Annotated in this window: 22 protein-coding genes and 1 pseudogene; 3 read left to right on the forward strand and 20 right to left on the reverse strand. The window is 62.7% G+C overall.

The window, feature by feature from the left end:
- Positions 1–268 precede the first annotated feature (268 nt).
- Together ACSJJT_RS07510 and ACSJJT_RS07515 are read left to right on the forward strand one after the other, a co-directional pair.
- Positions 269–472: pseudogene (locus ACSJJT_RS07510) on the forward strand (lyase family protein); the annotation flags it as partial.
- Entirely contained in the window at positions 473–1,633 is a 1,161-nt protein-coding gene (locus ACSJJT_RS07515) for a lyase family protein (protein ID WP_435917964.1), read from the forward strand.
- On the opposite strand, the gene ACSJJT_RS07520 is transcribed toward ACSJJT_RS07515, so the two are convergent.
- Both ACSJJT_RS07520 and dcuC read right to left on the reverse strand, forming a co-directional pair.
- Positions 1,623–2,486 (reverse strand): MurR/RpiR family transcriptional regulator, encoded by an 864-nt coding sequence (locus tag ACSJJT_RS07520; RefSeq protein WP_435917721.1) that lies wholly within the window; start codon positions 2,484–2,486, stop codon positions 1,623–1,625. The two genes, ACSJJT_RS07515 and ACSJJT_RS07520, sit on opposite strands and share 11 nt — an antisense overlap.
- Before the next feature lie 66 nt (positions 2,487–2,552).
- Positions 2,553–3,998 (reverse strand): C4-dicarboxylate transporter DcuC, encoded by a 1,446-nt coding sequence (gene dcuC, locus ACSJJT_RS07525; protein WP_435917722.1) that lies wholly within the window; start codon positions 3,996–3,998, stop codon positions 2,553–2,555.
- Positions 3,999–4,052: 54 nt separating this feature from the next.
- Here dcuC and ACSJJT_RS07530 point away from each other — a divergent pair, with 54 nt between their 5' ends.
- Positions 4,053–5,966, forward strand: a complete 1,914-nt coding sequence (locus ACSJJT_RS07530; protein WP_435917723.1) for an alpha/beta hydrolase — start codon at positions 4,053–4,055, stop codon at positions 5,964–5,966.
- Between the two features lie 37 nt (positions 5,967–6,003).
- Here the strand turns inward: ACSJJT_RS07530 and ACSJJT_RS07535 are convergent, their stop codons facing one another.
- The 18 genes from ACSJJT_RS07535 to ACSJJT_RS07620 form a co-directional block, all read right to left on the reverse strand.
- Complete coding sequence (locus ACSJJT_RS07535; protein ID WP_435917724.1) at positions 6,004–6,585, reverse strand: hypothetical protein; 582 nt, start codon at positions 6,583–6,585, stop codon at positions 6,004–6,006.
- 45 nt (positions 6,586–6,630) lie between these two features.
- Positions 6,631–7,209 (reverse strand): hypothetical protein, encoded by a 579-nt coding sequence (locus tag ACSJJT_RS07540; RefSeq protein ID WP_435917725.1) that lies wholly within the window; start codon positions 7,207–7,209, stop codon positions 6,631–6,633.
- A 316-nt stretch (positions 7,210–7,525) separates the two neighbouring features.
- The gene (locus ACSJJT_RS07545; RefSeq protein WP_435917726.1) at positions 7,526–8,089 is read right to left on the reverse strand and encodes a hypothetical protein; all 564 of its coding nucleotides are present in this window, start codon (positions 8,087–8,089) and stop codon (positions 7,526–7,528) included.
- A gap of 772 nt (positions 8,090–8,861) precedes the next feature.
- Entirely contained in the window at positions 8,862–9,419 is a 558-nt protein-coding gene (locus ACSJJT_RS07550) for an adhesin (protein ID WP_277101963.1), read from the reverse strand.
- Complete coding sequence (locus ACSJJT_RS07555; protein ID WP_435917965.1) at positions 9,416–11,554, reverse strand: PKD domain-containing protein; 2,139 nt, start codon at positions 11,552–11,554, stop codon at positions 9,416–9,418. Before ACSJJT_RS07555 ends, ACSJJT_RS07550 begins: the two co-directional genes overlap by 4 nt.
- A gap of 338 nt (positions 11,555–11,892) precedes the next feature.
- Positions 11,893–12,702: a tetratricopeptide repeat protein gene (locus ACSJJT_RS07560; protein WP_435917727.1), complete on the reverse strand. Its 810-nt coding sequence runs from the start codon at positions 12,700–12,702 to the stop codon at positions 11,893–11,895.
- Positions 12,699–13,649 carry a vWA domain-containing protein gene (locus ACSJJT_RS07565; protein ID WP_021105642.1) on the reverse strand — a complete coding sequence of 317 codons (951 nt, stop codon included), beginning with the start codon at positions 13,647–13,649 and terminating at the stop codon, positions 12,699–12,701. The genes ACSJJT_RS07560 and ACSJJT_RS07565 overlap by 4 nt, the downstream gene beginning before the upstream one ends.
- Positions 13,646–14,617, reverse strand: coding sequence for a vWA domain-containing protein (locus ACSJJT_RS07570; RefSeq protein ID WP_435917728.1), 972 nt, complete (start codon positions 14,615–14,617; stop codon positions 13,646–13,648). Before ACSJJT_RS07570 ends, ACSJJT_RS07565 begins: the two co-directional genes overlap by 4 nt.
- On the reverse strand, positions 14,608–15,114 hold the full coding sequence (locus ACSJJT_RS07575) for a hypothetical protein (RefSeq protein WP_435917729.1): 507 nt from the start codon (positions 15,112–15,114) through the stop codon (positions 14,608–14,610). Before ACSJJT_RS07575 ends, ACSJJT_RS07570 begins: the two co-directional genes overlap by 10 nt.
- The gene (locus ACSJJT_RS07580) at positions 15,098–15,985 is read right to left on the reverse strand and encodes a DUF58 domain-containing protein (RefSeq protein ID WP_435917730.1); all 888 of its coding nucleotides are present in this window, start codon (positions 15,983–15,985) and stop codon (positions 15,098–15,100) included. The genes ACSJJT_RS07575 and ACSJJT_RS07580 overlap by 17 nt, the downstream gene beginning before the upstream one ends.
- Before the next feature lie 2 nt (positions 15,986–15,987).
- The gene (locus ACSJJT_RS07585; RefSeq protein WP_435917966.1) at positions 15,988–17,103 is read right to left on the reverse strand and encodes an AAA family ATPase; all 1,116 of its coding nucleotides are present in this window, start codon (positions 17,101–17,103) and stop codon (positions 15,988–15,990) included.
- A 14-nt stretch (positions 17,104–17,117) separates the two neighbouring features.
- Positions 17,118–18,005, reverse strand: coding sequence for an ECF transporter S component family protein (locus ACSJJT_RS07590; protein WP_021105648.1), 888 nt, complete (start codon positions 18,003–18,005; stop codon positions 17,118–17,120).
- The gene (locus ACSJJT_RS07595; protein WP_435917731.1) at positions 17,989–19,461 is read right to left on the reverse strand and encodes an ATP-binding cassette domain-containing protein; all 1,473 of its coding nucleotides are present in this window, start codon (positions 19,459–19,461) and stop codon (positions 17,989–17,991) included. The genes ACSJJT_RS07590 and ACSJJT_RS07595 overlap by 17 nt, the downstream gene beginning before the upstream one ends.
- Positions 19,448–20,464: an energy-coupling factor transporter transmembrane component T family protein gene (locus ACSJJT_RS07600; RefSeq protein WP_063279891.1), complete on the reverse strand. Its 1,017-nt coding sequence runs from the start codon at positions 20,462–20,464 to the stop codon at positions 19,448–19,450. Before ACSJJT_RS07600 ends, ACSJJT_RS07595 begins: the two co-directional genes overlap by 14 nt.
- The gene (locus ACSJJT_RS07605; protein ID WP_435917732.1) at positions 20,461–21,327 is read right to left on the reverse strand and encodes a hypothetical protein; all 867 of its coding nucleotides are present in this window, start codon (positions 21,325–21,327) and stop codon (positions 20,461–20,463) included. Before ACSJJT_RS07605 ends, ACSJJT_RS07600 begins: the two co-directional genes overlap by 4 nt.
- Before the next feature lie 262 nt (positions 21,328–21,589).
- On the reverse strand, positions 21,590–22,144 hold the full coding sequence (locus tag ACSJJT_RS07610) for a hypothetical protein (protein WP_063279889.1): 555 nt from the start codon (positions 22,142–22,144) through the stop codon (positions 21,590–21,592).
- A gap of 60 nt (positions 22,145–22,204) precedes the next feature.
- On the reverse strand, positions 22,205–24,022 hold the full coding sequence (locus ACSJJT_RS07615) for a hypothetical protein (protein ID WP_435917733.1): 1,818 nt from the start codon (positions 24,020–24,022) through the stop codon (positions 22,205–22,207).
- Positions 24,023–24,086: 64 nt separating this feature from the next.
- On the reverse strand, positions 24,087–24,269 hold the full coding sequence (locus ACSJJT_RS07620; protein ID WP_435917734.1) for a hypothetical protein: 183 nt from the start codon (positions 24,267–24,269) through the stop codon (positions 24,087–24,089).
- Positions 24,270–24,389: the final 120 nt, after the last annotated feature.

Here is a 24,389-nt window from a genome sequence, read left to right on the forward strand (position 1 = left end):
ACGAGCAGGGCAGTGCCCCACCCCCTTGCCGGATCGTCACGCCAGGGCATCCCCCACCACGCCTAGGCATTTACCGACACCAGGGCATCCGTGGTCATCCTGTGCTAGACGCTCCCCCGTGCCACGTGCCGTGGTATGGGATCCAGTTCAACCCAGGATTGCCACAGCAGCTGAGCTGAGTCACTGCCCTCGGCTGTCATCATGGCGTGGTCCCTGAGGAGATGTTAGATTCTTTACACAAGATGCTTTAAACGAAAGGTTGAAAACAATGGCGTTCGGGGCCTTCGACAGTCAGATCACCCGCCGTGGCTACGTGACCGAGGCAATGGACACCATCTGGTCCGAACGATCAACGGTACAGAGCTGGTACGACGTCGAGGCAGCACTGGCTCGCGTGCAGACGAAGCTGGGAATGATCCCCGAGGGCACCGGAACCCGAATCACCCAGCAGGCGAAGGCCACGGATGCCGTCATGGAACGTATTTTTTCTGGGACGGCAGGAAATCCCTTTGCCCTGGGACTTGACTGCCTTCGGCAGACCCTTGACGAGACGACCCGCCGATGGGTCCATTTCGGGGCCACGACCCAGGACATTCTCGACACCGCTCGAAACCTGCAGATCCGTGACTCGCTCGATCTCATCGATTCCTGCACCAATGACCTTCTGAAAATCACGCGACTGCTGGCCGACAGGCATGCGGAGACCATCATGGTGGCACGCACCAATGGTCAACATGCTGTTCCCACCACTCTCGGCATGAGATTCGCCAGATGGACCGCCGATCTCGAGCGATCCCGTGAGCGCATGACGCAGACCCGGCACCGTTGCCTTCTCGTGCAGTTCTCCGGTGCAGCAGGCACATACGCCTCGATGGGATCGCATGGCGCAACAATTGCCGTCGAGATCGCCAGAGAACTCGGACTCACCTGCGAACTCATCGCCTGGCATGCCTCACGGGACGCCCTCACGGAGCTCTCCTGCAACCTGGCCATCCATGCACAGGTTCTGGCCAAGATCGCCGAGGACCTCTACAACATGCAGCGCACCGATCTTCGGGAAGCGGCCGAGGCCCTTGATCCGCATCTCTCCGGATCGAGCACCATGCCTCAGAAACGCAATCCGTTCTCCACCATGAAAATCACTGCCGCAGCTCGTATGGCTGCCGGTGCGGCAGCCACCGTGCTCACCAACCCGCCCGGTGACTTCGAGCGGGACCACCGACAACTCGAGGTCGAGCGCGACGCAGTTCCCCGAATCCTGGCGGCAGTCGACGGGGCCGGACAGAAGCTGTTGACACTGTTGAACGCACTGGACTTCAACGTCGACCAGCTTGCCGCCAACGCTCATCGAGAAGGAATCCTGCTCGTCAGCGAAGGCATCATGATGGAGCTTGCCCCACGCCTCGGCCACGAGGAGGCTCACGACCTGCTGCAGGAATTCTCCGCTGCCCATCGAGCCAATGGAATCAGCCTGCACGACTTCATCGACGCGCATCCGCACGTTGCCGAGAAACTGTCAGGTCTCGATCTTGACGAGCTGTCCGACCCGTCTCGCTACACCGGTCTGTCCGCCAAGCTCTCCCACCTCATTGCCGAGGACCGGCCCCACACCGGCAACGACGTCATGGGGTGATGAACACCCCGAGGTCGTCGAACAAACCTTGCATGGCTCTGACCCTGCCCCGCTCGACGTCTGGATCGGTCGGGGCCAGGGCCGCCACCAGGGATTCCAGCAGGATGAGACAGCAGACGCGCGACCGGAAGGCGGTCGACGACTCCGAGGCCACCAGCAGGACGTGCTCGGCGTATCGACGCATCGGGGTCGAGGAACGATTCGTGAGCAGGATGGTGGTCATGTCGCGCTCGTGGAACATCCGTAGCACGGATTCGACCATCCGGGAGTGCCGGTCGAAGACGGACGCCAACAGGATTGCGTTGCTGGGCAGATCAATGAGCTGGTGCGCCATGCGGTCGGTCGATTCCAGCAGAATGACATGGGGCCGGTAGTAGCGCACCAGCAGGCTGAAGTAATCCAGCAGCGTGTGCCCGGTGGCGGCTGCCACGAGGTACACCGGCCGCGAGTCATCCTTCAACACCTCAACGACACGATCGAAGGCTTCGCCGTCCAACGCCCCCAGGCCAACGTCGATACTGCGTCGAGCAGCCTCCATCTTCGAGCGCCACATCGCACCCGGCGCGTCAGATTCAGGACTCCTGGTGGCGCGGTCACTGGGCAGATCAAAGTTTGCTGCCACCTCCTCACGCAGGCATCGTGAGAAATCGCGGAAACTGGCATATCCCAGTTTGCGAACGAACCGCGTCACCGATGCCGTCGAGACGTCGGTGGCCGCACTGATCTCGTCAAGGTTCTCCAGAGCCAGATGGGGAAAGTCGTCCTCGAAGTACTGGGCAATCACACTCTCTGTCGGAGTCAGCTCCTGCAAGGCTGCAAGTCGTCCATACAGATCCCCGGATTCCTCCGCCATCGTGGCGCCCCCTGTACACGCGTCCGTCACCACGAAATCTCGTGGCGGGCTTCACCCTACCGGTGCTCAGATGAGCACCAGACTCGAGATCATCATGACGATGAAACCCACCAGCATCGGAAGTGCCGTGCGACGCACCACCGCCATCGGCGAGATGCCCGCGGCACCAGCCACCGTGATGACCACCCCGGAGATTGGTGAGACCGAGCGAAACAGCCCACCACAGAACTGCATCGGGTTGACGATACTTGCCGCGCTACCACCGAGCCCCTTGGCAATGCCTGGGGCCAGGGAGGCGAATGCCGTGAAGGACCCCACCCCGGATCCGGTGAGGAAGGTCACCACACCGACGACCACACTGAACAGGACTGCCATGCCCCACAGTGGGAGACCAACGCCCTCGGCACCATTCACCAGGAGTTTGATGACTCCAGCCTGCTTGAGACCTTCGGCGAACAGCTGGGCACCGATGATGAGGGGGACGACCTTGGCGAACATATTGCCCATTCCGACGAACATGGCGTTGGCGTCACCCAGAACCTCCGAGCGATCGTGGTTGCGTATCAGCTCGACGAGGATGGTCACCAGCCACACCAGCAGGAATGCCGACACGGTCGACAGCTGCACGGATTTCACAGCCAACGGGCTGAAGACGATGAGCAGGATGATCGGCAGCAACAAGAAGATGGCATACCACGTGGGAGCCTGGCGAGCTGCCGCAGGATCCTCGTCGCGATGCTCGGCACTGTCGTCGCCACCCCTGCGATCCAGGCGACGCTGGACGAAGAAATGAGTGATGGCCACTGCAACAACCGTGGGGATCGCAACCGGAAGCTGATCGCGGACGAAGTACACCGCCGGGGAGAGTCCCACAGTGTGGGCGGCCAGGATCTCCGTGCCAGTGGCAGGCCCGATGGGCAGGGCACTCGTCGTGGCGATGACTGCGGCACCAGCTGCGGCGCTGGCCCCCGAAGCGGTGATGATCGGCATCATGATGACGACGAGCAGCATGGCCAGGCCCGCGGCGCTCGGGATGACCATGAAGAGCAGCTGCCCCAGGACGTAGGTGAACACCAGGATGAGATAGGGCTGCTTGAGCCTGGTGACAGGCCCAATGACGATACGTACCAGCGCCTCGGTGGCCCCAATACGGTTCATGTAGGCCGAGAATCCACCAGCGGCCATGATGATGAGGCCAACCCCGGTGAGCTGGCTCTTCGCAATCGACTCGATGAGCCCGATGATGTCGAACCAGACGCTCCCGGAGCTCTCATCGCCTTCCAACAACGGGACCGACGGTCTGAGAATGACGCGGATGAGGACCAGCAACAGACCGGCCCCCAACAGCACCAGCACAGGCTTGTACCTCTTGACCAGCAACCAGCCGGCCAGAACGGTCACGACAAGCGCGCACAGCGCCAGCACCGTCGTCATGATGACCTCCTCGTCATGTGACCCATCACGATGAAAGTAAATATACATCTTTGCATCTGCGCGATGAATAACTGACATATTCTTGTCGGGAAGATTTTCTGCGCCCTGAAGGCCACTGTCCAAGGAGCACCGATGCGTCCAACGTCACTGAATCACCGAGCACGATCATCACTGCACGTGTTGATCTGTCTACTGCTCATCATCATTGGTGCAGTGGGTTCGAGCCTCGCACAGCGTGACGGTGGAAAGGTCAACGTCCAAGGACTGGTGATTCCGGGCAAGGACGGCGCCCTTGTCAGTGCTGATCTGTTCCGCCCCGACACGGCCACCGAGAAGAACAAGGCTCCGATGGTCATCGTGAGCCCCGGTTTCCAACGCACCAAGGAGACCCAGATCTCGTACTCCATGGAGCTTGCTCGCCGGGGATACGTCACCCTGGTCGTCGACCCGTACAACCAGGGCGAGTCGACCTCCCAACCACCGACCAATGACGATCCGAGCATCAAGCCAGCCATCGACTACGTCTCACGCACCACCACGTTGAACTACGTGGACAAGTCCCGGATCGGCATCACCGGCCATTCCGCCGGCGGATCACAGGTACGCCGCATGGCAGCAGAGTATGGCGCCAAGGAATCCAAGGCCCTCAAGAAGGCCAAGAGCCCCAACTCCCCCGGCGGCACCACGATCACCAAGGAGGAACGAGAGAAGGCCGAGGCCCTCAACCCCATCCGATCAGTGTTCATCTCCGGATGGCTGCAGAAACTCGACGCGAAGAAGTTCAAGAAGGTCCACTCCAATGTCGGCATCGGCTACGCGTTCTACGACGAGGGCGGCTACCGCAACAAGAACGGCAATGGAGATCTGCGCACCGCACCAGAGGCGTTGGCCGTCATCAACTCCGGACTGCCGGAATCCCAGCACGTCGACCATGTCGTCATCGGCAAGGGGTACGGATCGACCAGCGACCGTACCTATCGCGTCGCCTACAATGACCGCACCATTCACCCCTTCCAACCTCTGACACCCAGCGCCATCGGATCGATGATCCAGTTCTTCGACGACACCCTGGGCGCACCACACGCCATGAGCACCACCAATCAGACATGGTGGCTCAAGGAGCTGTGCAACGGTCTTTCCCTCGTCGCAGCCCTGGTGATGCTGGTACCCCTTACGAAGCTCCTGCTGACCATCCCGTGGTTCTCCCCGGCGCGCACCGAAGTCTGCCCGGCACCGGCGAAGCCGCGAGGCCGAGGCGCGGTGATTTTCTGGACGATCTTCGTCATCTCGGCCGCTGTGGCATGCGTGACCTTCATACCGTTGTCAGCGGCCAGCCAGCAGGTCTTCTCGGCCGCGGCGAACAAGCAGAACGGCTGGTTCTTCCCCGGCCGTATGGTCAACGCCGTCGTGCTGTGGTCACTGGTCAATGGTCTGTTCGGCCTGATCCTGCTGTGGATCGGCCACAGCATGTCGAAACATCGTGGTGCGGACGAGCCCCGGAGCTGGGGGGTTCGGATGACTTGGGCCCAGACCGGACGCACCCTGGCCCTGGCACTGCTCGTCATCACCATCTTCTACACGATCCTGGCCATCGTGTACGGGTTCTTCCACGTCGACTACCGTCTGTTCGTCGTGGCTGCTCGTCCACTGACGAAACGCTGGTTACTCATCGGCCTGACATATGTGCCCGCACTGTTCCTGTTCTTCTTCTCGAACTCGTTGCGCGTCAACGCCTCGATGCGGTTCGGCAACCAACGTCGCTGGGTCAACTGGCTCATCATCGCCTTGGCCAACTCCATCGGTCTGGCTGCGATCTTCGTCATCCAGTACGTCACCTTCTTCAGCACCGGAACCGTGTACTGGACGACGAACTGGCTCTACGTCAACATGCTGCAGTCGCTGCTGCCCATGATGATCGTGCTGCCGTTGTTCAACCGCGCGTTCTACCACGCCACCGGACGGGCCTGGCTGGGCCCGATCGTCACGACGACGATTTTCACCCTCATGGCACTGGGCGGATCGGTGGCGTACATCCCGATGTTCTGAGGTGACGAGGCACAACGGATCCACGGACTGAGACAGCTCACAGGGTCCAAGGGAAGATGAGGAGTATCAGCAACCAGACAAGTTGGCTCCAGAGAATCACGGAGCACGTCAGAACAAGAACAGCCATGAAACCCATTCGCAGGATTACTGATCCACCATTCGTGTAAATATGTTCTCGCGTTTTCCCCAGAACCCATCCTGCAAGGATGAATACCGCCAAGGGAATCAAATAGACGACGAAGGCCCTGCCGCTGAGGGCGGTGCCAGCTGGCATCTCCATGTATTTCGGCTTCGGTACGAAACCGTGGTAGACGATCGTCAGCAGAATCCCGAGGAGGGTGGACATGACAACACCGATCATCAGAGCCCTGCGCCCCCTGTCAGCCGGGTTCCCACAGGGACGAACCTTCCTCCCCCACAAACCAGAAACCCATCCCAGTACGGGAAACGCAATTGCGACAAGATCCAACCTCACGTTCCCCGAACCATCACTCACCGGAAGAACATCGGGAATCCGCAGCACGACAACCCAGCAGACTCCAGCGATGACTCCGATGATGAGGCCGTTGAGGGGTTCGCGACGGTACTGATCCTTGGGTGTGTTGTTGTGGATGGTCATCGTGGTGCCTTAACGTCAGACGAGTAGCGCGTCGTGGGAATGTATTTAGAACTCAAAAAAGAATAATGTATTTAAAAATAAGCTAATTGCGAACCAAGCCGCTGTAGACAGATATAGACCAAGAGCAACCCAGGCGCTCATCTTTGAGATTACCGAGTGGCGATCACTCGGAGTATTAACTTTAGCAATACTGAGCCCCCACCCGGTAATGGGAAACACGAGCAAGGGAGCCAGGAACATAACAAAAGCTTTGCAACTGAAAGTGGAATCATCTGGTACCTCAAAAGTTTCCATACCCGCAACAAGACTGTAAAAAGTGATGGACACAAGTATCCCAGTGGTGGTTGTCATGACGATGCCAACCATCTTGACTCTACGTTTCTTTTTCGCCGGGGTTGCGCAACCGTAGGCTGTTCTGCCCCACAAACCAGTTATCCATCCAAGCACAGGTAAGGCCAAGGCAATAAAAGCCATTTTGATGTTCCGTGAATACCCGCCCATCGGAAATAAGAAAGGTAATAAAAACTCAACTGCCCAGACGGCTCCGACGATGATGCCGATGATGAGGCCGTTGAGGGGCGCGCGACGGTACTGCTGCTGCGCTGCGTTCTCACATGTCGTCATCGCTGTGTCTCGGTTGCGCTGGCGAGGCTGAAGGTCGATGGCGAGGGTGCCAGGGCCAGTGCCGCAGCGATTCTCGCTACGGCAGCTGTGGTTATCAGAAACATCTCATCAGATTCTTTCCGAGGGTTTAGGTTCGATTTTCTGAGGCGCTTGCACGCCAATTTCAGACCTGTTAAGGAGGAGCTGTGTTACTGGAGGATACGCAGCAGCTATCCAGTTCGGTGGGACGCAGTTTAACCAGATATTGTCATGATAACACATATGCTCACAGCCGAGCTAAACGATCATGACGCTTGTCGTCATACAGAGAGACCATTCAGGGTGCGAAAAAGAATAATATATGAAGGTACAAGCTGAAAAAAAGCCAAAACCCCACACACAGGGACAGCAGCACAAGCACCATGAGAGTCATCGTTGGAATGACTCTGCGGCTATCGTTGCTCACCCGGATGACACCAAGGGTCCAACCAGCGAGGGGGAATGGGATCAGCGGCAGCACGTACAGAACCAACGCCTTCCAACTGAAAGCTGCGTTACGGGGTACGCTCATCGGATCCCGATCCGTGCTGATGGAATAGAAGGCAATGGCCGGGATGACCCCGATCAAGGTCGTGGTAACAGCATGGAGCATCTTGATGTCACGCCGCTGCGCGGACAAGGGTCTGTGCGAAATGATGCTTCTTTCGCACAGACCGTCAATCCATCCGAGTAGAGAAAACGACAACACCAATCCCAAGGCGACCGCCAATATTGCGAGATTGAACTCCGTTCCCTCGGAAGCCAAGAGGAACACGGCCGCGCAGACGGCTCCGACGATGGTGCCGATGATGAGGCCGTTGAGGGGTGCGCGGTGGTACTGCTGGTCAGGTGTTGCTGTCATCCGCGCCTCACGGTTTCATCATCGGGGTGACAGGGCTGCCTAGGTGCCTTGGCTGTCAGTGATTGTGTAGTCATATTTTGGAGTGCGGTCAGAAAATTATCCATATCCAGAACCAGAAAACTACCATTATGGCGAACCAACATATGAAGCACAACAACAGAACAATGATCGACATGAGCGTCATCGATGCGAAAATTCCACGGAAATCCATGCCGTTGTTCATTCGAATAGCGCCGAGCGCCCATCCACCACATGGGAATGGAATCAGTGCCAGCAGATATAGGATAAGTGCCCCGATTTTTGGGGCTGTGTCGAGCTGTGACCCAAGAGATTGTGGGTCCTGAAAGAAGTCAGAGAAGAAGATTGCTGCGGTGGCGATTCCGATCATGCTTAGCGTTGCAGCGTAAAGTATTTTTGTTTTACGTCGCTCCCATGAAGGTCATCCACGCGAATCTCGGGGAGGTGAACCACCTCACCTTGGAAAACACGACGAATACAATCGCCCAGACGGCTCCGACGATGGTGCCGATGATGAGGCCGTTGAGGGGGCGCGATGGTATTGCTGGTCGGTTGTGTTGTCGTGGGTGGTCATCGTGGTGCCTTCCGCTCTTAATTCTTAGTTTGGTTCTTGCTGGCAGCTGAGCGGTTGTCTGGTAATGGGAACATCGTGGTCTCTGTGGCAAGGGGAGCTCCCTGAAACTCGTGTCACCGTTAAGAATTGTGCACACTTGGCCGCATCCATCGGCACGTCTCACTGGGACAGTGTGGGGCGTCAAGAATGAGAGGACAAGGATAGTTTCGTAATGCCGAAAACGTAAAACCACACTGCCACTGTTATGAAAAGTATGACCGTTGAAGCAATGCTCATGCTAAAAGTAAAAGGGATTTCACTTTTCTTGAGTCTGATTCCGATATCACTGAGGATTAGCCCGGCACAAGGAAACACTGCCAACGGAAGCGGGTGCACTGCTGCTTCCATGTTGAGGAGAAGCTCATCATTTACAAGAGCAAAGTGAGTCGAGAACATGAGCACGCCAGTGAAAGTTGCCATGACGGCACCTATGATTTTGGTTTTGAGTCTCCGGTTCTTCGGGTCGTCGCACGCGTACACCTTCCGTTCCCACAATCCTGTGAGCCACCCAACCAGAGGGAAAATAAACGACATGGTAAATACGGGGGGGTACGCCTTGGGAACGAGAACTAGCGTTTCTCGTACATGAAGTATCCCGAATACCGTGGGCCAAGCCACACCGACGATGGTGCCGATGATGAGGCCGTTGAGTGGTGCGTGATGGTGCTGTTGTTTGGTTGTGTCTTTGTGGGTGGTCATCGTGGTGCCTTGGTGTGGGGGTCGCAGGCGTCTCCTACACCGTTGTGGTCGGTGTCGGTCTGGTCTTGGTTGGCGATGGTGGGGCAGTTGTCCTGGTTGTCGGGCACGCCGTCGCCGTCTCGGGTGACGTGGATGGGGAAGGTGAGGGTGTCACTGGTTCCGGTGGTGTCGGTGATGCGTAGGTGTGCCTGGTTTTTCCCCAGTCGGGTCAGGGTTCGGCTGATTTCGGGGGTGGCACTGTCGATTTCGTAGTGGCCGTCCCCGTCCAGGTCCCATTGCCAACGTCGGATGTGTCCGGTGGAGGTGTAGGACGAGGAGGCGTCCAATTCGAGGGGTTCACCTGCACGTACCAGGTTTTGCCCGATGACGTCGGCACGCATCCGCACCCCCGGCACCGATGCCACCTGCGAGACACCGGAAGACAGGCCATACATCCTCGGCGATTTGACCAAGGGACGCACCATCCCGGCAATCTTTTCATGGCCAATCACATTCGGATGAAAAAAATTTGGGTTATACCCGCCGAAAGGCGATACTACATCTGCATGGGTTTTCCCGTCGTCTCCGCGTTCTCCTGCCGTTTCGAGAATGCCGTTGATCCACCGATACTGGTTTTGAGGCCGTACGACAAATGGGTAAGGTTCGTGGGTGTTGAACAGGCTGGTGGTGGGGGCGTAGGCCACTTTGAGGGCATGGGTCTGGTTCCAAGCCTTGATGGTGGCGGCCTGCTTGGTGCGGAACTCGTCCTCGGCGGCCCGTACCTGAGTCGCAGGCACATCCGTGAAGGGGGCATCGTATCTGGCGGGGACGAGGTAGGGGTAGCCGATCAGGATGACACGGGTGTGAGCCGGATCCGCCAGTCGGTGCTGGATATGTGACAGCAATGTCACCGTGTTCGTCATCGTGGCACCAAGTTTCTTACGAGCTGTATCAACCATCCCGGGGCACCCGCCCAGCTTCTGTCTCTCAGCAAGACACATGTCGGCGACGTTGGCGAAGTTGAGGTCGTTGCCTCCGGCGGTCATGAGGACCACGCCGGTGTGGGGATCCATGGTATCGGCTTGGCTGATGATGTTGTGGTCTCCGGTGGCGATCTGGGCGCCACTCCAGGCTTTCACGTCGAGTTGGTAGGTTGTGTCCGTGCTTTTCTGGTTGAGCATGCCGGTGAGTACCGAACCGTAGTTCTTGGGGCTGCGATACGATCCATCGGCCGGATACCCATCTTTCAGGGTTCCGTTGCCTGCCGAGTACGAGTCGCCCAGGACGGTCATTGTCACCAGCCTGCGGGGCTGATGGGTCCCGATGGTGTCGAAGGACTGCAGACCACGCAGCACCGGTACCGCCTGTATCGTCGCCAGCATCGGGGAGTAGTATGCCGGGAATGATCCGTCAGGCCGCTGCTGGGCGGCAAGCCACTTCTGGCCGGCCACGGCCTGCGCCCTGTGGGCGGCATCCCCGGCCCGGTACAGTCCCGGTGCCACCCGCGTGGTCGCACGCACATTCGCACCGTGATCCTTTATGCCCCACCCGTCACCTTGCCGGTCGTCGTCGAGACGCTTGACAAGACTCGTGACAGCCTTCTGCTTGTCCGGAAACTCCACATGAGACAAGGCGGTGAGCATAACCCCATCGGTACTGACCAGTCCCCACATCCCCGCCGGCAGCATTGGGGTTGTCGTCGCATACTTGGTCACCGAGTCGAGCAGCTTCTGCGGGATGGGTTTGCCCAACCGCTCCAGGGCAATCATGTCCAACGCCTGACTCATTGGATACTCCTTGAACTGGGACTCCGAAGTCACCGGTTTGGCATAGTCGAGCCCGTCATAGGTGGTCGACTCACCAAGAGCCAACAGGGTGATCGTCACCTTCGCACATCCACCCACATTCGTCTTAGTGCAGTAACTCGGCCCCTGAGCCTTGATGGTGTCCTTGACCTTGGCGACGGTAGGCGAATCCTTCTTGCCCGCCGCCACCAACGCCAGAGCCCCATCCAACTGCGGCCCCAACTTGCCCTTCATCAGGTCGGCACTGTGACCATCGATGTAGTCGGCCGCCCTGCCGGCCTGGGCGGCATAGTCGGCAGGCCCAGACGTCTGAGATGCCTGGGCAGGAACCGCCCCCACTGCGCCTACCATCAGTGCGGCAGCCACCACCGGGCCCACCACACGCTTGCACGTCGTCGTTGCTTCTACTGCCATGGCCACTCCTTGATCGTGGAGCGTTCCGAGGGGAGCCACGGGGCAGCACAGGCGTGACATGCGTCGGTGCCGATCCGTAACCCTCGACGGAACCAGAAACCACTCCCCACCGGTGGCCTGGTACTCCGACTTCCACACGAAATGTGGTCACGGTTGCGGGACAGCGCCGGACTCCCACCGACTTCCCCACACCACCCGGGCATCAACCCCCATCAGGCTGACAGCGAACACAATACCCCACATGTATTGGGAAAGCTCCCCTCACCGCCAGGATCTCACCAGCCCTTCCGGTCCGGAACTCCCCCGGACGGCGGCGGTGCCGTGGGGCCACTTGACGTCTTCTGGGATGACCCGTCGTTCTGGGTGTCCCGCTTCTGCTCATTGAGGGCCTGCTGGTTTTTCGTCGACAGGTCCTTCTCCCGCTGCTGCTCGGAATCATTCCTACGCGACGATTCCTTGTCCTGCGACTGAGAACCCTGCATGTCCTGTTTCATCTCCTCATCGAGGCGTTTCATCGTCGTGGACTGTTCGGTCCTCTGGTCGTCCGAGGTCTGCCGGGTGTGGGACTGGGGTGCAGTGGTTCTGCCCTGGCACCTGAGCCGTTGCGCAATGTCCTTGGCCTCCCTCAACGTGCCGGCCTTGGCCGTGCCACGGTTGAGGTTCTGCATCGTCGCCGATTCCTCCATCGTCCACACCAGGTTCATGCCCACCCGGCACCTGTACTCCTGCGGTGCCTTGTCGAGTGCGATGCGAAGGTCATCCTCGGCGTCGGCGTAGTTGCTCTCGGCTGCTCGGGCAGTGCCGCGGTCGTAGCTGGCGATCCACGGCTCGGTGACGTTGAGCCTCATGTTCGCCCCGAAGTAGCGCTCGGCCTGGTCGTACTGTTGGGAGGTGAAGGCTCCGCTGCCGAGCCGGTCACACACCAAGGTGGCGGCGAGTCGACATGCGGTGAGCACGAGAACGGCGACGAGCAGCGCCGTCATCCCGATGGTGGCCCGGCGTGCCCGACGAGCCTGCCCGTGGCTCATCACGTCCCGCCGGGAGCGTCGCGGATCGGTCTGACGGGTGCGGCGGGAGCCTCTCATGGGACGTCCTTTCGTGCCCGGCGCAGTCGGCGAGCGCTCATGGTCAGTTGGGCGGCGACGTCGGCGGCAGCGACGAGGCCGAGGATCCACGCCAGGTCCGTGCCCGCGCTCATCTGCTCCTCATGGCTGGTGCGGTTCAGCGACACCTGGGGCGGGGTGAGCGTCCTGCCCGGTGACCGGGCAGCGAACGACAGACCCGCCTGACGAGCGGCGGTGGTCAGCGTGGCGTGGTCGGCGTGGGAGATGGCCTTGCGACCGTGGTAGGTGACGTCGCTGGAGTCGAAGGCCGAGCGGGCCATCGGTGCCCCCTTGGCGGTGCCGTAAGCGTAGATGGTACCGCTGGTCACCAGGGGTTTGAGCGCCGCAAAGGAGCCGGGTGCCCTGGTGGCCGTCTGCTCCCCGTCGCCCAGGTAGAAGACCATCCTAGTGGCCTGGGGTGCCGATTCTCGGGCCTTCTGCAGGGCTTCGACGGCGGCAGGTACCCCCACGCCGATGTCGGTGCCGGTGCCCTTGGTGTCCTCACGCCAGGTGAGGGAGTTCGCTGCGGAGACGATCGTGCCGGTGTCGGTGGTCGAGGCCACCGCCACGCGGGCCTCGTTGTCGAAGGTGACGAGCGTGAACCGGGCACCGCTGAAGGCCGAGGCGAGCTGCGCGATGTCGCGAATCGCCCCGGAAAGACGCGTCTTGCTCCCGTGGTCGCGGGCTGCCATCGAGGTGGTCGTGTCGACCATGAGAACGATGTCGGCGTCCACGGTGGAGTTCTCCCGTCCGGACTCACCGATCACGGGGTGCATCCCGATGAGTCCGACGAGCACGGCCAGCACGATGTCCAGCACCATCGTGGCGATCCTGCCGCGGGTGTGACGACTGCGCACCCCGAACCACACGGCGACGACGAGCAGGAGAACGGCAAACCCCACGGTGAGGGGGTGTGGGTGAAAACTCATCGTTCCTCCCGTCGCCGAGCAACCATGGCACCGAGCGTCCCGATGCCGACCATGAGCGCCCCCGGCCAGGGCCTGTCGTAGGAGCGGTGGGTGGCCATGGCCATGACCGCCTTCTTGGCCTGTGACTGGATGCGGTGGGCGATGTCTGCCGTATCGGCCTGCCCGTCGGAGGGGATCGTCAGGGTCTGGCCGTGGGTACGCAGTACCTGCTGGTGCAACTCGTCACCGGCCGCCCGGGCATCGAGATCGGTGTTCTCGGGGACGATGCCGAAGACCATGATGTGGCGTTTCACAGCCAAGTCGATGGCCTGGGGCAGGGTGTAGACCGAGGGGCCGGCGTTCATGTTGTCGGTGGCGAGTACGATGCTTCGAGACCGGGGCTGATCGAGCTGGTCGAACCTGCTGAGACAGGAGGCCAGGCCATCACCGACCAGCGACCCGCCCGGACCGTAGCGTACCCCGGAGGGGAGGTCGGCCCGGTCGAGCTGGTCCCTGGCCTGTTTCAACCCAGTCTTGACGATGTCCCGGTCGTGGGTGAGGGGAAACACCGTCACCGACGAGGAGTCGAACATGACGAATCCGATCCGGTCGTCGGTGATGCGATCGGCCAGCTGGATGTAGGTGTTGATGACCTGACGATCCACCCCCTCCATCGAGCCGGACACGTCGAGGCACAGCATGACATCACGGGTACGTATCTGACGATCGTCATCGTCGATCCCCTGCAATCTGGCGGCCACCAGACCGACTCCACAGGCCGCCACCGCCCAGCACACCACCTCGACCACCAGACAGCGAACGCGTCGCCGGGCGTGATCCCGGTAGGCGGGAAGGGCACGCAGTCGGTCGACATGTGCCACTGCAAGTCGCTCGATGCTCTCGTGACGGCGCAGCACCAGCCCGATGAGAACCGTCATGGCGACCGCGACGACGACGATCGGCCACATCCACCACCACATCAGGTCCATGAGCGCACCGTCCTCACGGCATCGGCCAGCAGCTCGTCGGTATCGACGCCGTGGCCCTTCGGGTCGAACTCCACCGCATAGCACCGTCCGACGACCGCGACGACCGGATCGAGCCGCGGGTCCTCCTCGGCATGGCGAGAGAGTTCGTCCAACCCCTCGTAGTCCAGGTCGCTGTCGCAGGCGAGCGCGGCGAACCTGCGCAGGGCCATGCTGATGTCTCGGCACACGGCACGGTCTGGCTCACCACGTCGACAGGCGTCGGCGGCGGCATCGAGATCTCGTAGTGCCGTGGCACGGATCGTCTCCAGCGTTGCCGGCCCCTCTGCCGTGGCTGCGACGTCGATTCTCGTCAGGACGCGACGACACCCCCACAGCACGGCTGCGACCGCGACCAGGCAGCCAAGGACCACCCACCACCATCTCGAGTCGTGTGAGACGGGCGGGTACAGGTCCAGCACGGGCAGCAGCCCTGGTGAGGCACTAGTGACGGGAGGCATGACGCATCCTCTCGAGGAGTCGGACGATCGCGGCAATCGAGTCGTCCACGTCGGCAACGGACTCGTGGACGATGCCGAGCCGGTCCAGGGTGTGGCCGCGGCGCCTGGCTCGCTCCTGTCGGGCGGCCACGGCCTGCTCACGCACCTGCCGGTCCCGGGCCACGAATCCCGGTACGGGCTGGCCACTTGCCTGGTCACGGGTCGGCACGGCGGCCAGGGCCGGATCGGTGAGGTCGAGATCGGACACCTCGATGGCGAGCACCTCGTGGCGGGCGCACAGACTCGCCAGGGCATCCACGTCTGCAGGACGGGGATCCCAGTCGTCCAGTACGACAACGACGATGCAGCGACGACGCAGCCCCGAGGCGGTCAGGTCGAGCAGCTCCACCAGATCGGGATCGGGTGCCTCCAGACGACATCCGGCGTCGAGCCCGGCGAGCATGTGCTCGATCTGTGTGTCCCGGTACGACGGTCGCGCCACGCTCGGACCGTCCTGACCGGGGGCCACGACGGTGACGTAGTCGCCCTGGTGGCACGCCACCCATGCCAGCACCCCGATCGTGGCAAGCACCACGTCGATCTTGGAGTGGGTGAGCGTGGCGGCACTGGCCAGCGATCCACCGGTCGGCACGACGAACGCGAGGGTGTGCCTGCGCTCGGCCCGATAGCTCTTGATGAGCAGCTCCCCGGCACGTGCCGAGGACTTCCAGTCGATGTCCTTGACGTCGTCGCCGGGCACGTAGGAGCGCAGATCGTCGAAGTCCATGCTGCGCCCCGTGGTCATCGACGCGTACTGGCCGTCGAGCAGACCCATGACCAGACGTCTCGGGTACAGCCCCAGGCGTCCTTGGACAGCTGTGAGGTACGCCATGGTCAGGGAGTGGGCACGGCGCCGAAGATGCCGTCGATGATCTCCTCGACGGGTACCTGGGTGGCGACGGCCTCGAAGGTGAGGATGAGCCGATGACGAAGGATCATGTGGCGCATCGCCCGCACGTCGTCGGGGATCACGTGGTCACGTCCGTGCATGAGTGCGTGGGCACAGGCTGCCTCGACGAATGCGATGGTGGCACGTGGGCTGGCGCCGTACTCCAGGTAGCGGGCCTGCTCCTGGGGAAGGTAGTCGCCGGCGTGCCGGGTCGCATGGACGATCTGGACGATGTAGTGCAGCAGGGACTCGTCCACGTGGACACGGCGCGACAGGCCCTGCAGCCACAGCACGTCGTTGCGGCTCACCACCGCAGACACGGTGCGTGACTCGAGCGCGCCGGACTTGAGGCGGCGCAACATCTCCACCTCGTCGGCCGGCGAGGGATAGTCGACGATCACCTTGAGCAGGAAACGGTCCATCTGCGCCTGGGGCAGCACGTAGGTGCCCTCCTCGTCGATGGGGTTCTGGGTCGCCAGCACGAGGAACGGGTTGGGCATGGGGTACGTCTTGCCCCCGATCGTCGCCTGCCTCTCCTGCATGGCCTCGAGCATGGCGGCCTGCGTCTTGGCGCTGGACCTGTTGATCTCGTCCAGCAGCACGACGTTGGCATGCACCGGGCCCAGCTCGGTGGTGAACGTGCTGCTGCCGGGGTTGAACACCTGGGTGCCGATGATGTCGCTGGGCAGCAGGTCGGGGGTGCACTGCACGCGCGAGAAACTGGCATCGACGGTGGAGGCCAGGGTGGAGGCCGCCAGCGTCTTGGCCAGGCCCGGCACCGATTCCAGCAGCACGTGACCCCCGCCGATGAGTCCGACGAGCAGTGCCGTGCGCAATGCCTCCTGACCCACGACCTTGGAGTCGAAGGCTCGCGAGATCGTCTCGACGAGACGACGTGCCCGGTCCACCTCTGCAGGGTCGATCCTCGACCCCGTCGTGCTGGACTTACCCCTCGCGACGGGCGTGCCGTTTCCTCCGGGCCCACCGTGCCTGCCGAACTCGCCACGTCCGTCGGGTTCGCCGCGGCGGGGACGGTTCCTTGCCATCCAGCCCATGTTCATGGTCGTCTCTGCGCTCACGCTGTGTCCTCCTGGTCCGTGAACCATGCCTTCGTCCTTGTCCTTGCCTGTTCTCGTCGCTCGAGTGCCTCGGAACTGATCGGTGTGCTGCGGCTTGTCGGGGCCTCGTCGGTGCGCCGGTCGGGACTGCCCCAGGCGGTGCGCAGCGCCCGGATCGTCGGCAGGCCGATGATGATGACGCCGAGCAGGGTGCACACGCCACGGGTGAGGTCGATCCCCATTGAGGTGCGCACCGAGTAGCGCACGAGCCGTTGGATCGTCTGCGTGCTCGACAGGCCGGTCACGAAGGCGTCGGACCCGTCCTGCCCGACGGTACCGGCCTCGTCGGTGGGCCAGCCGATGAGGTTGAGCATCACGCCCAGCACGGGGCCGCACAGCACGGCGAGTGGCCACGAGACCAGCCATGCCGGTCTGGCCGGCACCCGCACCAGCACCGAGCCGATGAGCCCGGTGAGCCCCCACGCCAGCATCTGTCCGGGCAGCGGCGCGTCAACCGTGCCCACCAGCATGCTGGAGACCAGACATGATCCGGCTCCCACGAGGAATCCTGCCGACGGCCCTGCCGACACCCCGACCAGGAAGGGCAGGATGAACACCGGCTCCACACCGAACACCCGCGGCGACATCGTCACCCGCACCAGCGAATTCACCACGACGAGGCACACCAGCAGCCCGACCCGCCAGACCCGACGGCCGTCATCGATCCATCGACACACCGCCAGCAGCACGAGACCGGCCGTGAGGAACACGGTCATCGCCTGGGCCTCGACGGTGGCCTGCTGTCGGGTCCCCGCTCGCATCGAGTCGATGAGCGGGATGGCGAGCCACATCCCGGTCACCACGGCCAGTATCGCCGTGACGATTCCACTACACCAGTTGCGCATGGGCCCAGCCTCCCTCCGCAACGGCATCGGCCCCCGGGACCAGGGTCAGATCGGTCGCCCTGACGACGTGACAGCCGGGGAACACCTGGGCCACCTGGGGTGGGCACGGAAGATCGTCCACCACGGAGCCGGGGCGTCCGTCGGCGACGACCTCGTGCTCATCGACGACCAGCACCCGATCGCACCATCGGGCCACCAGGTCGACGTCCCGACACGCCATGATCACGGCCGCCCCCCGCTGCCGCACCGCCTTCACCAGACGATCACCGCTGGCGGCGTCGACCGCCCATCCCGGGTCGATCCACAGCACGACCTCACCGCCTGCGCACGCCAGCACGTCGGCCAGCAGACGTTGCTGGCCCTCGGCGTGCTCGACACCGCGACGCGCACCCACCGGCCCCAGCACCTCGTCGGCCAGCTCCATGCTCGCCCCGACCGAGCGATCGGATCGGCGATCGACCAGCTCGCAGGCCCGCCGCACACTCGTCTGACGCAGCAGGGTGCGCAACAGACGATCGCCGGGACCAGACGGGTTCACCGTGGCAGCCAGACGACGTGCCACCCGATGCGCCTGAACCGGGTCGTGGGACACGACCCCCAGCACCTGACCGGCACGCACGTCAACCAATCTGCCGGACAGCCGCAGACCCGCCGGGTCCACGCGGGCGAGTATCGGCCCCTCGGACTGTTGCGGGTGGGCACAAGACATCGCGGTGACCGCCTCCGCGGCGAGAAGATCGCGGGCCTGGGCCGGATCGGTGAAGAACTGCTCACCCGATCGGGCAGCAATCTGCTGCAGGGGCGTCGGGGGCAGCTGGCTGGACGACCACGACGGGGCAGCCGTCTGCTGGACGTGCCCGTCGACGATCTCCACGACGCTGTCGGCCACTCCCAGGGCGTGTTCCAGGGCATGTTCGGCCCATACGACGATCCGACCCGCCCGGGCCACACGGGCGATGCAGGAGGCGGCACGAGACCGCCACATCGACGTCATGGGTGCCAACACCTGGTCCAGCAGCAGCACCGGCGCCTCGGAGGCGATGCCCTCGACCAGTGCCATGCGGGCCGCCACGCAGGCCGGCATCCGTGCCGCTGGTGTGCCGCACCACCGGGTGAGCCCCAACTCCTCGATGACGCTGCGCAGCTCGACGTCATGGGCTCCGAGACCCTCGAGGTCGATCACGCCTCCCAGCGGACGGTGCCCCACCATCGTCAGGAGGGGACGCAGCTCGGCACGACTCATCTGGTCGATCCGCCGCCCAGACAGTCGGACCACGCCCCGTCGGCGCACCACCTGCCGATCCCGGTACCCTGCGACGAGACGCAACAGGGTCGTCGATCCGCAGCCACTGCGGCCCGCGACAAGGGTGACTCCCTGCCCTGCCCACACACTGACGTCGTCCAGGATCCGGCCGACCCGCGAGACATCCACACACATCGACTCAACCTCGAGCACGTCGACCTCCAGCGTTGAACGTGACCGTCACGGCGACCGCACCGAGCACCACGGCGACACACAGCACGACGGGCATCCCGCTGGGCGTCGCCAACGCAGCAGCATCCCCCGTCCACCCCCGAACCAGCCATGCCACGACCGTTGCGATGACCGCAAGGACGAGGGCAACGTCCACCAGTCGCAGCCGCCCCACCCCGGGCAGCCCGTGCACCATGAGCACCACCAGACCAGCCAGCGCCCACAGACCGGCAACAGTCATCAGGGCACGGTCCCAGTAGGGGTCCACGGCGGCACCGTGCCACAGCGTCCAGCCCGTCATGGTCTGACGGACGCACGCCAGCAGCACGACGAGTGTGCCGGCCACCCCCAGCACCCGACACCAGGACCGGGGCGATCTCACAAGCCGGGCCTCCTCCCATCGATCCTCGATCTCGCGGCCACGATCGATGCCGTCGACCAGAGCCTGCAGACGCGAGGTGCGCAGGCCGCCGCGGCGCAGCCGGACCCGATCGGCCACCGCCACCGAGACGCCCTCTGCCATGCACATCCCCGGAGCCATCACCCGCGCCCCCCGGCCCAGCCAGCACATGGCCAGGTCGAGCCAGTCGTGGGCGGGGCGCAACTGCACCAGCACCGCCCCGGCAACCACTGCCACACACGCCTGCACGGCATGATTGGCGGCGTTCAGCGTCGGGCCGACGTGGACGACACCTCCGATCTGCTGGCTGCCGATCAGGATGGACGGCAACGTCACCACGATGCCGCCGGTGGTCGTCACATGACCTAGCACACCGGCCAGGAGCAGTGCCCAGATGACGACCAGCACCACGCAGATCTCGCGGACAGGCCGCCACACGGCTCGTCGGGGACCACCTGCCACCGTCGCGACCACGCACAGCGCCACCAGAGCCGTCAGTGACACCACGAGTTGATCTGCCATCCACGCCACGGCCACCAGCGAGACGACCCACAGCAGGGCCGTCAGGGGATGCACGCGTTTCATGCTCGTCCTCTCATGATTCGGCGTCCTCGCCATCCGGCACCGGCCATCGCCGCTGCGGCCACCACGGCTCCTGCACCAACGGCCCCCTGCACGATTCGGTTGCTCGGATGCCTCTCCTCGGCTCCTGCCAGACTCGACGCGCCCCTGTGGCGCGGTTCACGGAACGTGCCCTTGTAGGGGGCCTGCACGGGGTGGTCCGAGGGAACGACGTCCCAGCTGTGGACCACGATCAACCCGTCACCGCCATAGGAGGTCATCCGCATCTTGTAGCGGTGATGCCTCATCCCGCGTGGCAGCTGGTAGCCGATGTCGACCGGCTTGGAGGGGTCGTCCATACACACCTGGGCCGTGTCGGGGCTATCGAAACGCGCCTCCGCCCCAAGGCTGCCACTGCAAAAAGGCTCATCAGGATTAGTTTTCCGGGCCTTGGTCACGTTCACCCAGTGTCCCGCATCGTCCTGGTACTCGATCTGGTACGTCCCTGTCAGCATCGACCCGACGGTGCGTACCCCGATCGTCTGCCCCACGGGTTTCTCCAGTCCCCAGCCGTCCCCCAACACAGTCGGTTTCAACGTTCCGTAGGGCACGAAGCTGCCTGCCGCCCTGTCGAGGTTGTCCAAGGTCACATCATCGGGGCCTACGAAAACCCATGCGCTGGGAATCTTCGCCGGATCATCCTGAACGGTGGGGAACCCGAGTCTGGTGCCCACGATCCCGGTGTCCCCGACGACCACCGGCTTGTCTCCCACGACGAAGCGTTCCAGCTTGGTCAGCTTGCCGTGATCGTCGGTGCGCACGTAATAGGCCGCCAACCGCACCCGGGTGCCCGGCTTTCCAGTCACGTCGACCCCCGAATAGGACACCTCCCGTGCATCACCTCCATACACGCTCACGGTGCACTCATAATTGGGATCAGCACATAGCCGGCCCGAGACACCAGCATCCGCATGTGCCGCAACCGGCCACCAAGTTGCCACACCAGCAGTCACCACAGCAGCCACCCACGATACCGTTCTACGGGCCTTCACAATCCATCCCCTCTGCAACCCCAACCGTGCAACCTTTGGCATGACGGAAGGGGATCGGCGAGACCCCCAGACCTCGCCGATCCCCTTCACTACTCACTTACTTCTTGACGGGGGGATTGATCGACGGAATCCTGTTTCCGCCCAAGGTCACGCCCACCCACGTGCCAACGCCTTGCTTCGGCGGGGCCCACAGATCCCAGTTCTTGTTGGACTCACTGGCCCAAGAGAACATCCAGTAGGCATTCTTGCCCTGATCGTCGTGAACACCATTGACCGTGTCGATGAAACCCCCCTCCGGGGAATAGGTGATTCCCACCGCCTTGAGCGGCTCGGTCCGGGCATCACCCTTGGGATTAGCCCAGGTGCCACCCACATTGCACCGCACCAAAATCCGCGAGTCCTTCGCACCAGCTGGCCAGTTGCCCTCCACAGCCGGCTTCTGGTGGCTCGGATCATCCTTGAAGTCCACGACGACCGTCTGCCCCTCATTGGCAGCGCAGGCCCCATCATGCCATCCCGGTCCGGAGGCTGGCCCAGCCGCCTGGGCCGCCCCCGTCCCGGTCACGGCACCAGCGGCCAGCAGCACAGCAACCAGCGGGCCGGCGATCCGTCGGCTCATCGTCGACATTCCCATCTTCTTCTCTGTCATCATTGCATCTCTTCCTTTCACAACAGATGACACGTTTACGGGTGTCCCCCCACCATCGCCTGGTCAGGCTCCGGTGGCGGGCAGTGCGGGAGCAGCCAGTGACCCGCCATCTGGCCCCGGGACTGCAGGTATCTCCGCGTCACCGCGACCATCTCGGCCATCCACCGGCCGCACCGTCGAATCGGGAGGATTCACAGACGCATTCGGAGCAGGGGTGGTGGTCCCACTGGGGTTCGTGTCCGGGGTGGGCAATGGCGTCAGGGTCGGCGTGACGGTACCGGTCGGGGCCGGGGTGCCGGTCGGGGACACCGTCGGCGTGGGACTCACCGTCGGGGTCGGCACCACAGTCGGAGTCGGCTCTGGAGTCGGTGCGGGAGCGTCGGCGTACTGGGGCCGGTGCTCGGGTCGGTTCGGGTTGTCGCCGGCGAAATAGAACTTCTTGTCAGGATCATTCGGATCGTCCGTGTGCCCATCAGGCTCGAAGCCAATGACCACGGCCATCCCCTTCACCGGCTTGTCCGTCATCGACGGGAACACGTCAGGATCATTGATCGGTGCACCCGGATAGGGCTCCCCCTCCACAACCTTTTCCGGCCACGGCGGCAGGATGCCGTCCTTGTCGGGCACCACCGTCAACGCACCCGCCAAGATCCAGTCACCGTCCGAGGTCTCATCCCCGTTGGGAGTGATCCCCAGGAAGTGGTACCACCCATTGAGGTCCCGTGTCCCGGGGATACCCACACTCGCAGCCCAGTTCGCCGCCTTGAACTTTGCGCCCCACTCGCCACTTGGAGCGTACTTGAGCGGCTCCAGGCCCTTGTGGCAACGCACCAGCCAGCCGTCCTTGACGTGGGCGTCGGTGTACGTGGTCGTGGCCGGATTCAAATCACCCCGGTCCTTCGGATCCAACGCCGCCATGTCGATGAGAACCGAGTACCCCTCCTCATCCTTGGCGCACCAGCCCGGATGCCACTGATCCGCCGACGCCGTCGGAATCTGCTCCGGCTCGGGGGTTGGATCGGTGGTCTCGCTGGGTTCCGGGTCCGGAGTCGGGAGTGGCGTCAGAGTCGGATCCGCTGTCGGCTCGGACGTCGCCGTGGGGCTCACCGTCGGCTCCGGAGTCGGTGCGGGGGCCTCGCCGTACTGGGGCCGGTGCTCGGGCCGATTCGGGTTGTCACCAGCGAAATATTCATTAACGGTATTTTTGTATCCAAAAGGGAAAGCAGTGACGGCCACGGCCATTCCCTTCACCGGCTTCTGGATCATCCCAGAATAATTCCCATAATAATTCGAGTTCGGCCTACCGGGATAGTCATGACCCTCTTTAACGTTTTTCGGCCATGGCGGCAGGGTACCGTTCTTGTCAGGAACTACCGACATTGTCGCCGTTTGAATCCGCTCGCCATTCGAGGTCATACCATACCAAGGAGTAATCCCCAAAAAACGATATTCCCACTCGGCATACCGCTGGGTATTCACCTTCCCGGGAATACCCACCGCCGCAGCCCAGTATTCCGCGTTAACCCATCTCTCTGGATTGTCACGCTCGACAGTCTTGATCGGCTCCAGGCCCTTGTGGCAGCGCACCAGCCAGCCGTCCTTGGCATGGGCGTCGGTGAGCTTCGATGCGGTCGGGGCGAGATCACCGCGATCCTTCGGATCCAGCGCTGCGAAATCGATGAGAACCGAGTACCCCTCCTCACCCTTGGCACACCAGCCCGGATGCCACTGATCCGCCGACGCCGTCGGAATCTGCTTCACATCATCGTCATCGGCCCATGCAGGCACGACGAGACCGCCGACCGCCATCACGGCAGCCAGACCCCCCGTCACCCACCTCATCATCGTCTTGCCCATTGATCCTTCGCCTTTCTCATCCACACATGTCCTTCACGTGTGGCAGTCTTCATCGAACAACAAACATGCGTCCCGCCGTGCGGACGCCTCACTCGAACAGGTCGGTACCCACCTCGTCGTCCTCGCGGTCACGACGCCTACCCCGCGTCATCCACCACGCCACGACACCGGCAGCCACCAGCACACCTGCACCGGCACCCCATACCCAACCAGGTACCCGACGACGAGCACCATCCGAGGCGGCAGGCCCCTGCTGCTCAGAACCCCACACCCGACCATCACCAGGAGACGGCGACACCACCACCCCAGCCGAAACAGACGGAGACGGTGTGGCGGATGGAGACACCGAGGGCGACGGAGACGCGGACACCGACGGTGTGGCAGACGTAGA

Source organism: Cutibacterium nasicola (assembly GCF_051303185.1).
Classification (GTDB): domain Bacteria; phylum Actinomycetota; class Actinomycetes; order Propionibacteriales; family Propionibacteriaceae; genus Cutibacterium.

Bases quoted from the DNA above. Each gene is read 5' to 3' on its own strand.
- ACSJJT_RS07575 (WP_435917729.1), bottom strand. From the start codon at position 15,114: ATGCCTCCCGTCACTAGTGCCTCACCAGGGCTGCTGCCCGTGCTGGAC.
- ACSJJT_RS07555 (WP_435917965.1), bottom strand. From the start codon at position 11,554: ATGGTAGGCGCAGTGGGGGCGGTTCCTGCCCAGGCATCTCAGACGTCT.
- ACSJJT_RS07545 (WP_435917726.1), bottom strand. From the start codon at position 8,089: ATGACAGCAACACCTGACCAGCAGTACCACCGCGCACCCCTCAACGGC.
- ACSJJT_RS07585 (WP_435917966.1), bottom strand. From the start codon at position 17,103: ATGAACATGGGCTGGATGGCAAGGAACCGTCCCCGCCGCGGCGAACCC.
- dcuC (WP_435917722.1), bottom strand. From the start codon at position 3,998: ATGTCAGTTATTCATCGCGCAGATGCAAAGATGTATATTTACTTTCAT.
- ACSJJT_RS07530 (WP_435917723.1), top strand. From the start codon at position 4,053: ATGCGTCCAACGTCACTGAATCACCGAGCACGATCATCACTGCACGTG.
- ACSJJT_RS07520 (WP_435917721.1), bottom strand. From the start codon at position 2,486: ATGGCGGAGGAATCCGGGGATCTGTATGGACGACTTGCAGCCTTGCAG.
- ACSJJT_RS07600 (WP_063279891.1), bottom strand. From the start codon at position 20,464: ATGAAACGCGTGCATCCCCTGACGGCCCTGCTGTGGGTCGTCTCGCTG.
- ACSJJT_RS07535 (WP_435917724.1), bottom strand. From the start codon at position 6,585: ATGACCATCCACAACAACACACCCAAGGATCAGTACCGTCGCGAACCC.
- ACSJJT_RS07550 (WP_277101963.1), bottom strand. From the start codon at position 9,419: ATGACCACCCACAAAGACACAACCAAACAACAGCACCATCACGCACCA.
- ACSJJT_RS07540 (WP_435917725.1), bottom strand. From the start codon at position 7,209: ATGACGACATGTGAGAACGCAGCGCAGCAGCAGTACCGTCGCGCGCCC.
- ACSJJT_RS07610 (WP_063279889.1), bottom strand. From the start codon at position 22,144: ATGATGACAGAGAAGAAGATGGGAATGTCGACGATGAGCCGACGGATC.
- ACSJJT_RS07590 (WP_021105648.1), bottom strand. From the start codon at position 18,005: ATGCGCAACTGGTGTAGTGGAATCGTCACGGCGATACTGGCCGTGGTG.
- ACSJJT_RS07580 (WP_435917730.1), bottom strand. From the start codon at position 15,985: ATGGCGTACCTCACAGCTGTCCAAGGACGCCTGGGGCTGTACCCGAGA.
- ACSJJT_RS07515 (WP_435917964.1), top strand. From the start codon at position 473: ATGGAACGTATTTTTTCTGGGACGGCAGGAAATCCCTTTGCCCTGGGA.
- ACSJJT_RS07565 (WP_021105642.1), bottom strand. From the start codon at position 13,649: ATGAGTTTTCACCCACACCCCCTCACCGTGGGGTTTGCCGTTCTCCTG.
- ACSJJT_RS07560 (WP_435917727.1), bottom strand. From the start codon at position 12,702: ATGAGAGGCTCCCGCCGCACCCGTCAGACCGATCCGCGACGCTCCCGG.
- ACSJJT_RS07570 (WP_435917728.1), bottom strand. From the start codon at position 14,617: ATGGACCTGATGTGGTGGTGGATGTGGCCGATCGTCGTCGTCGCGGTC.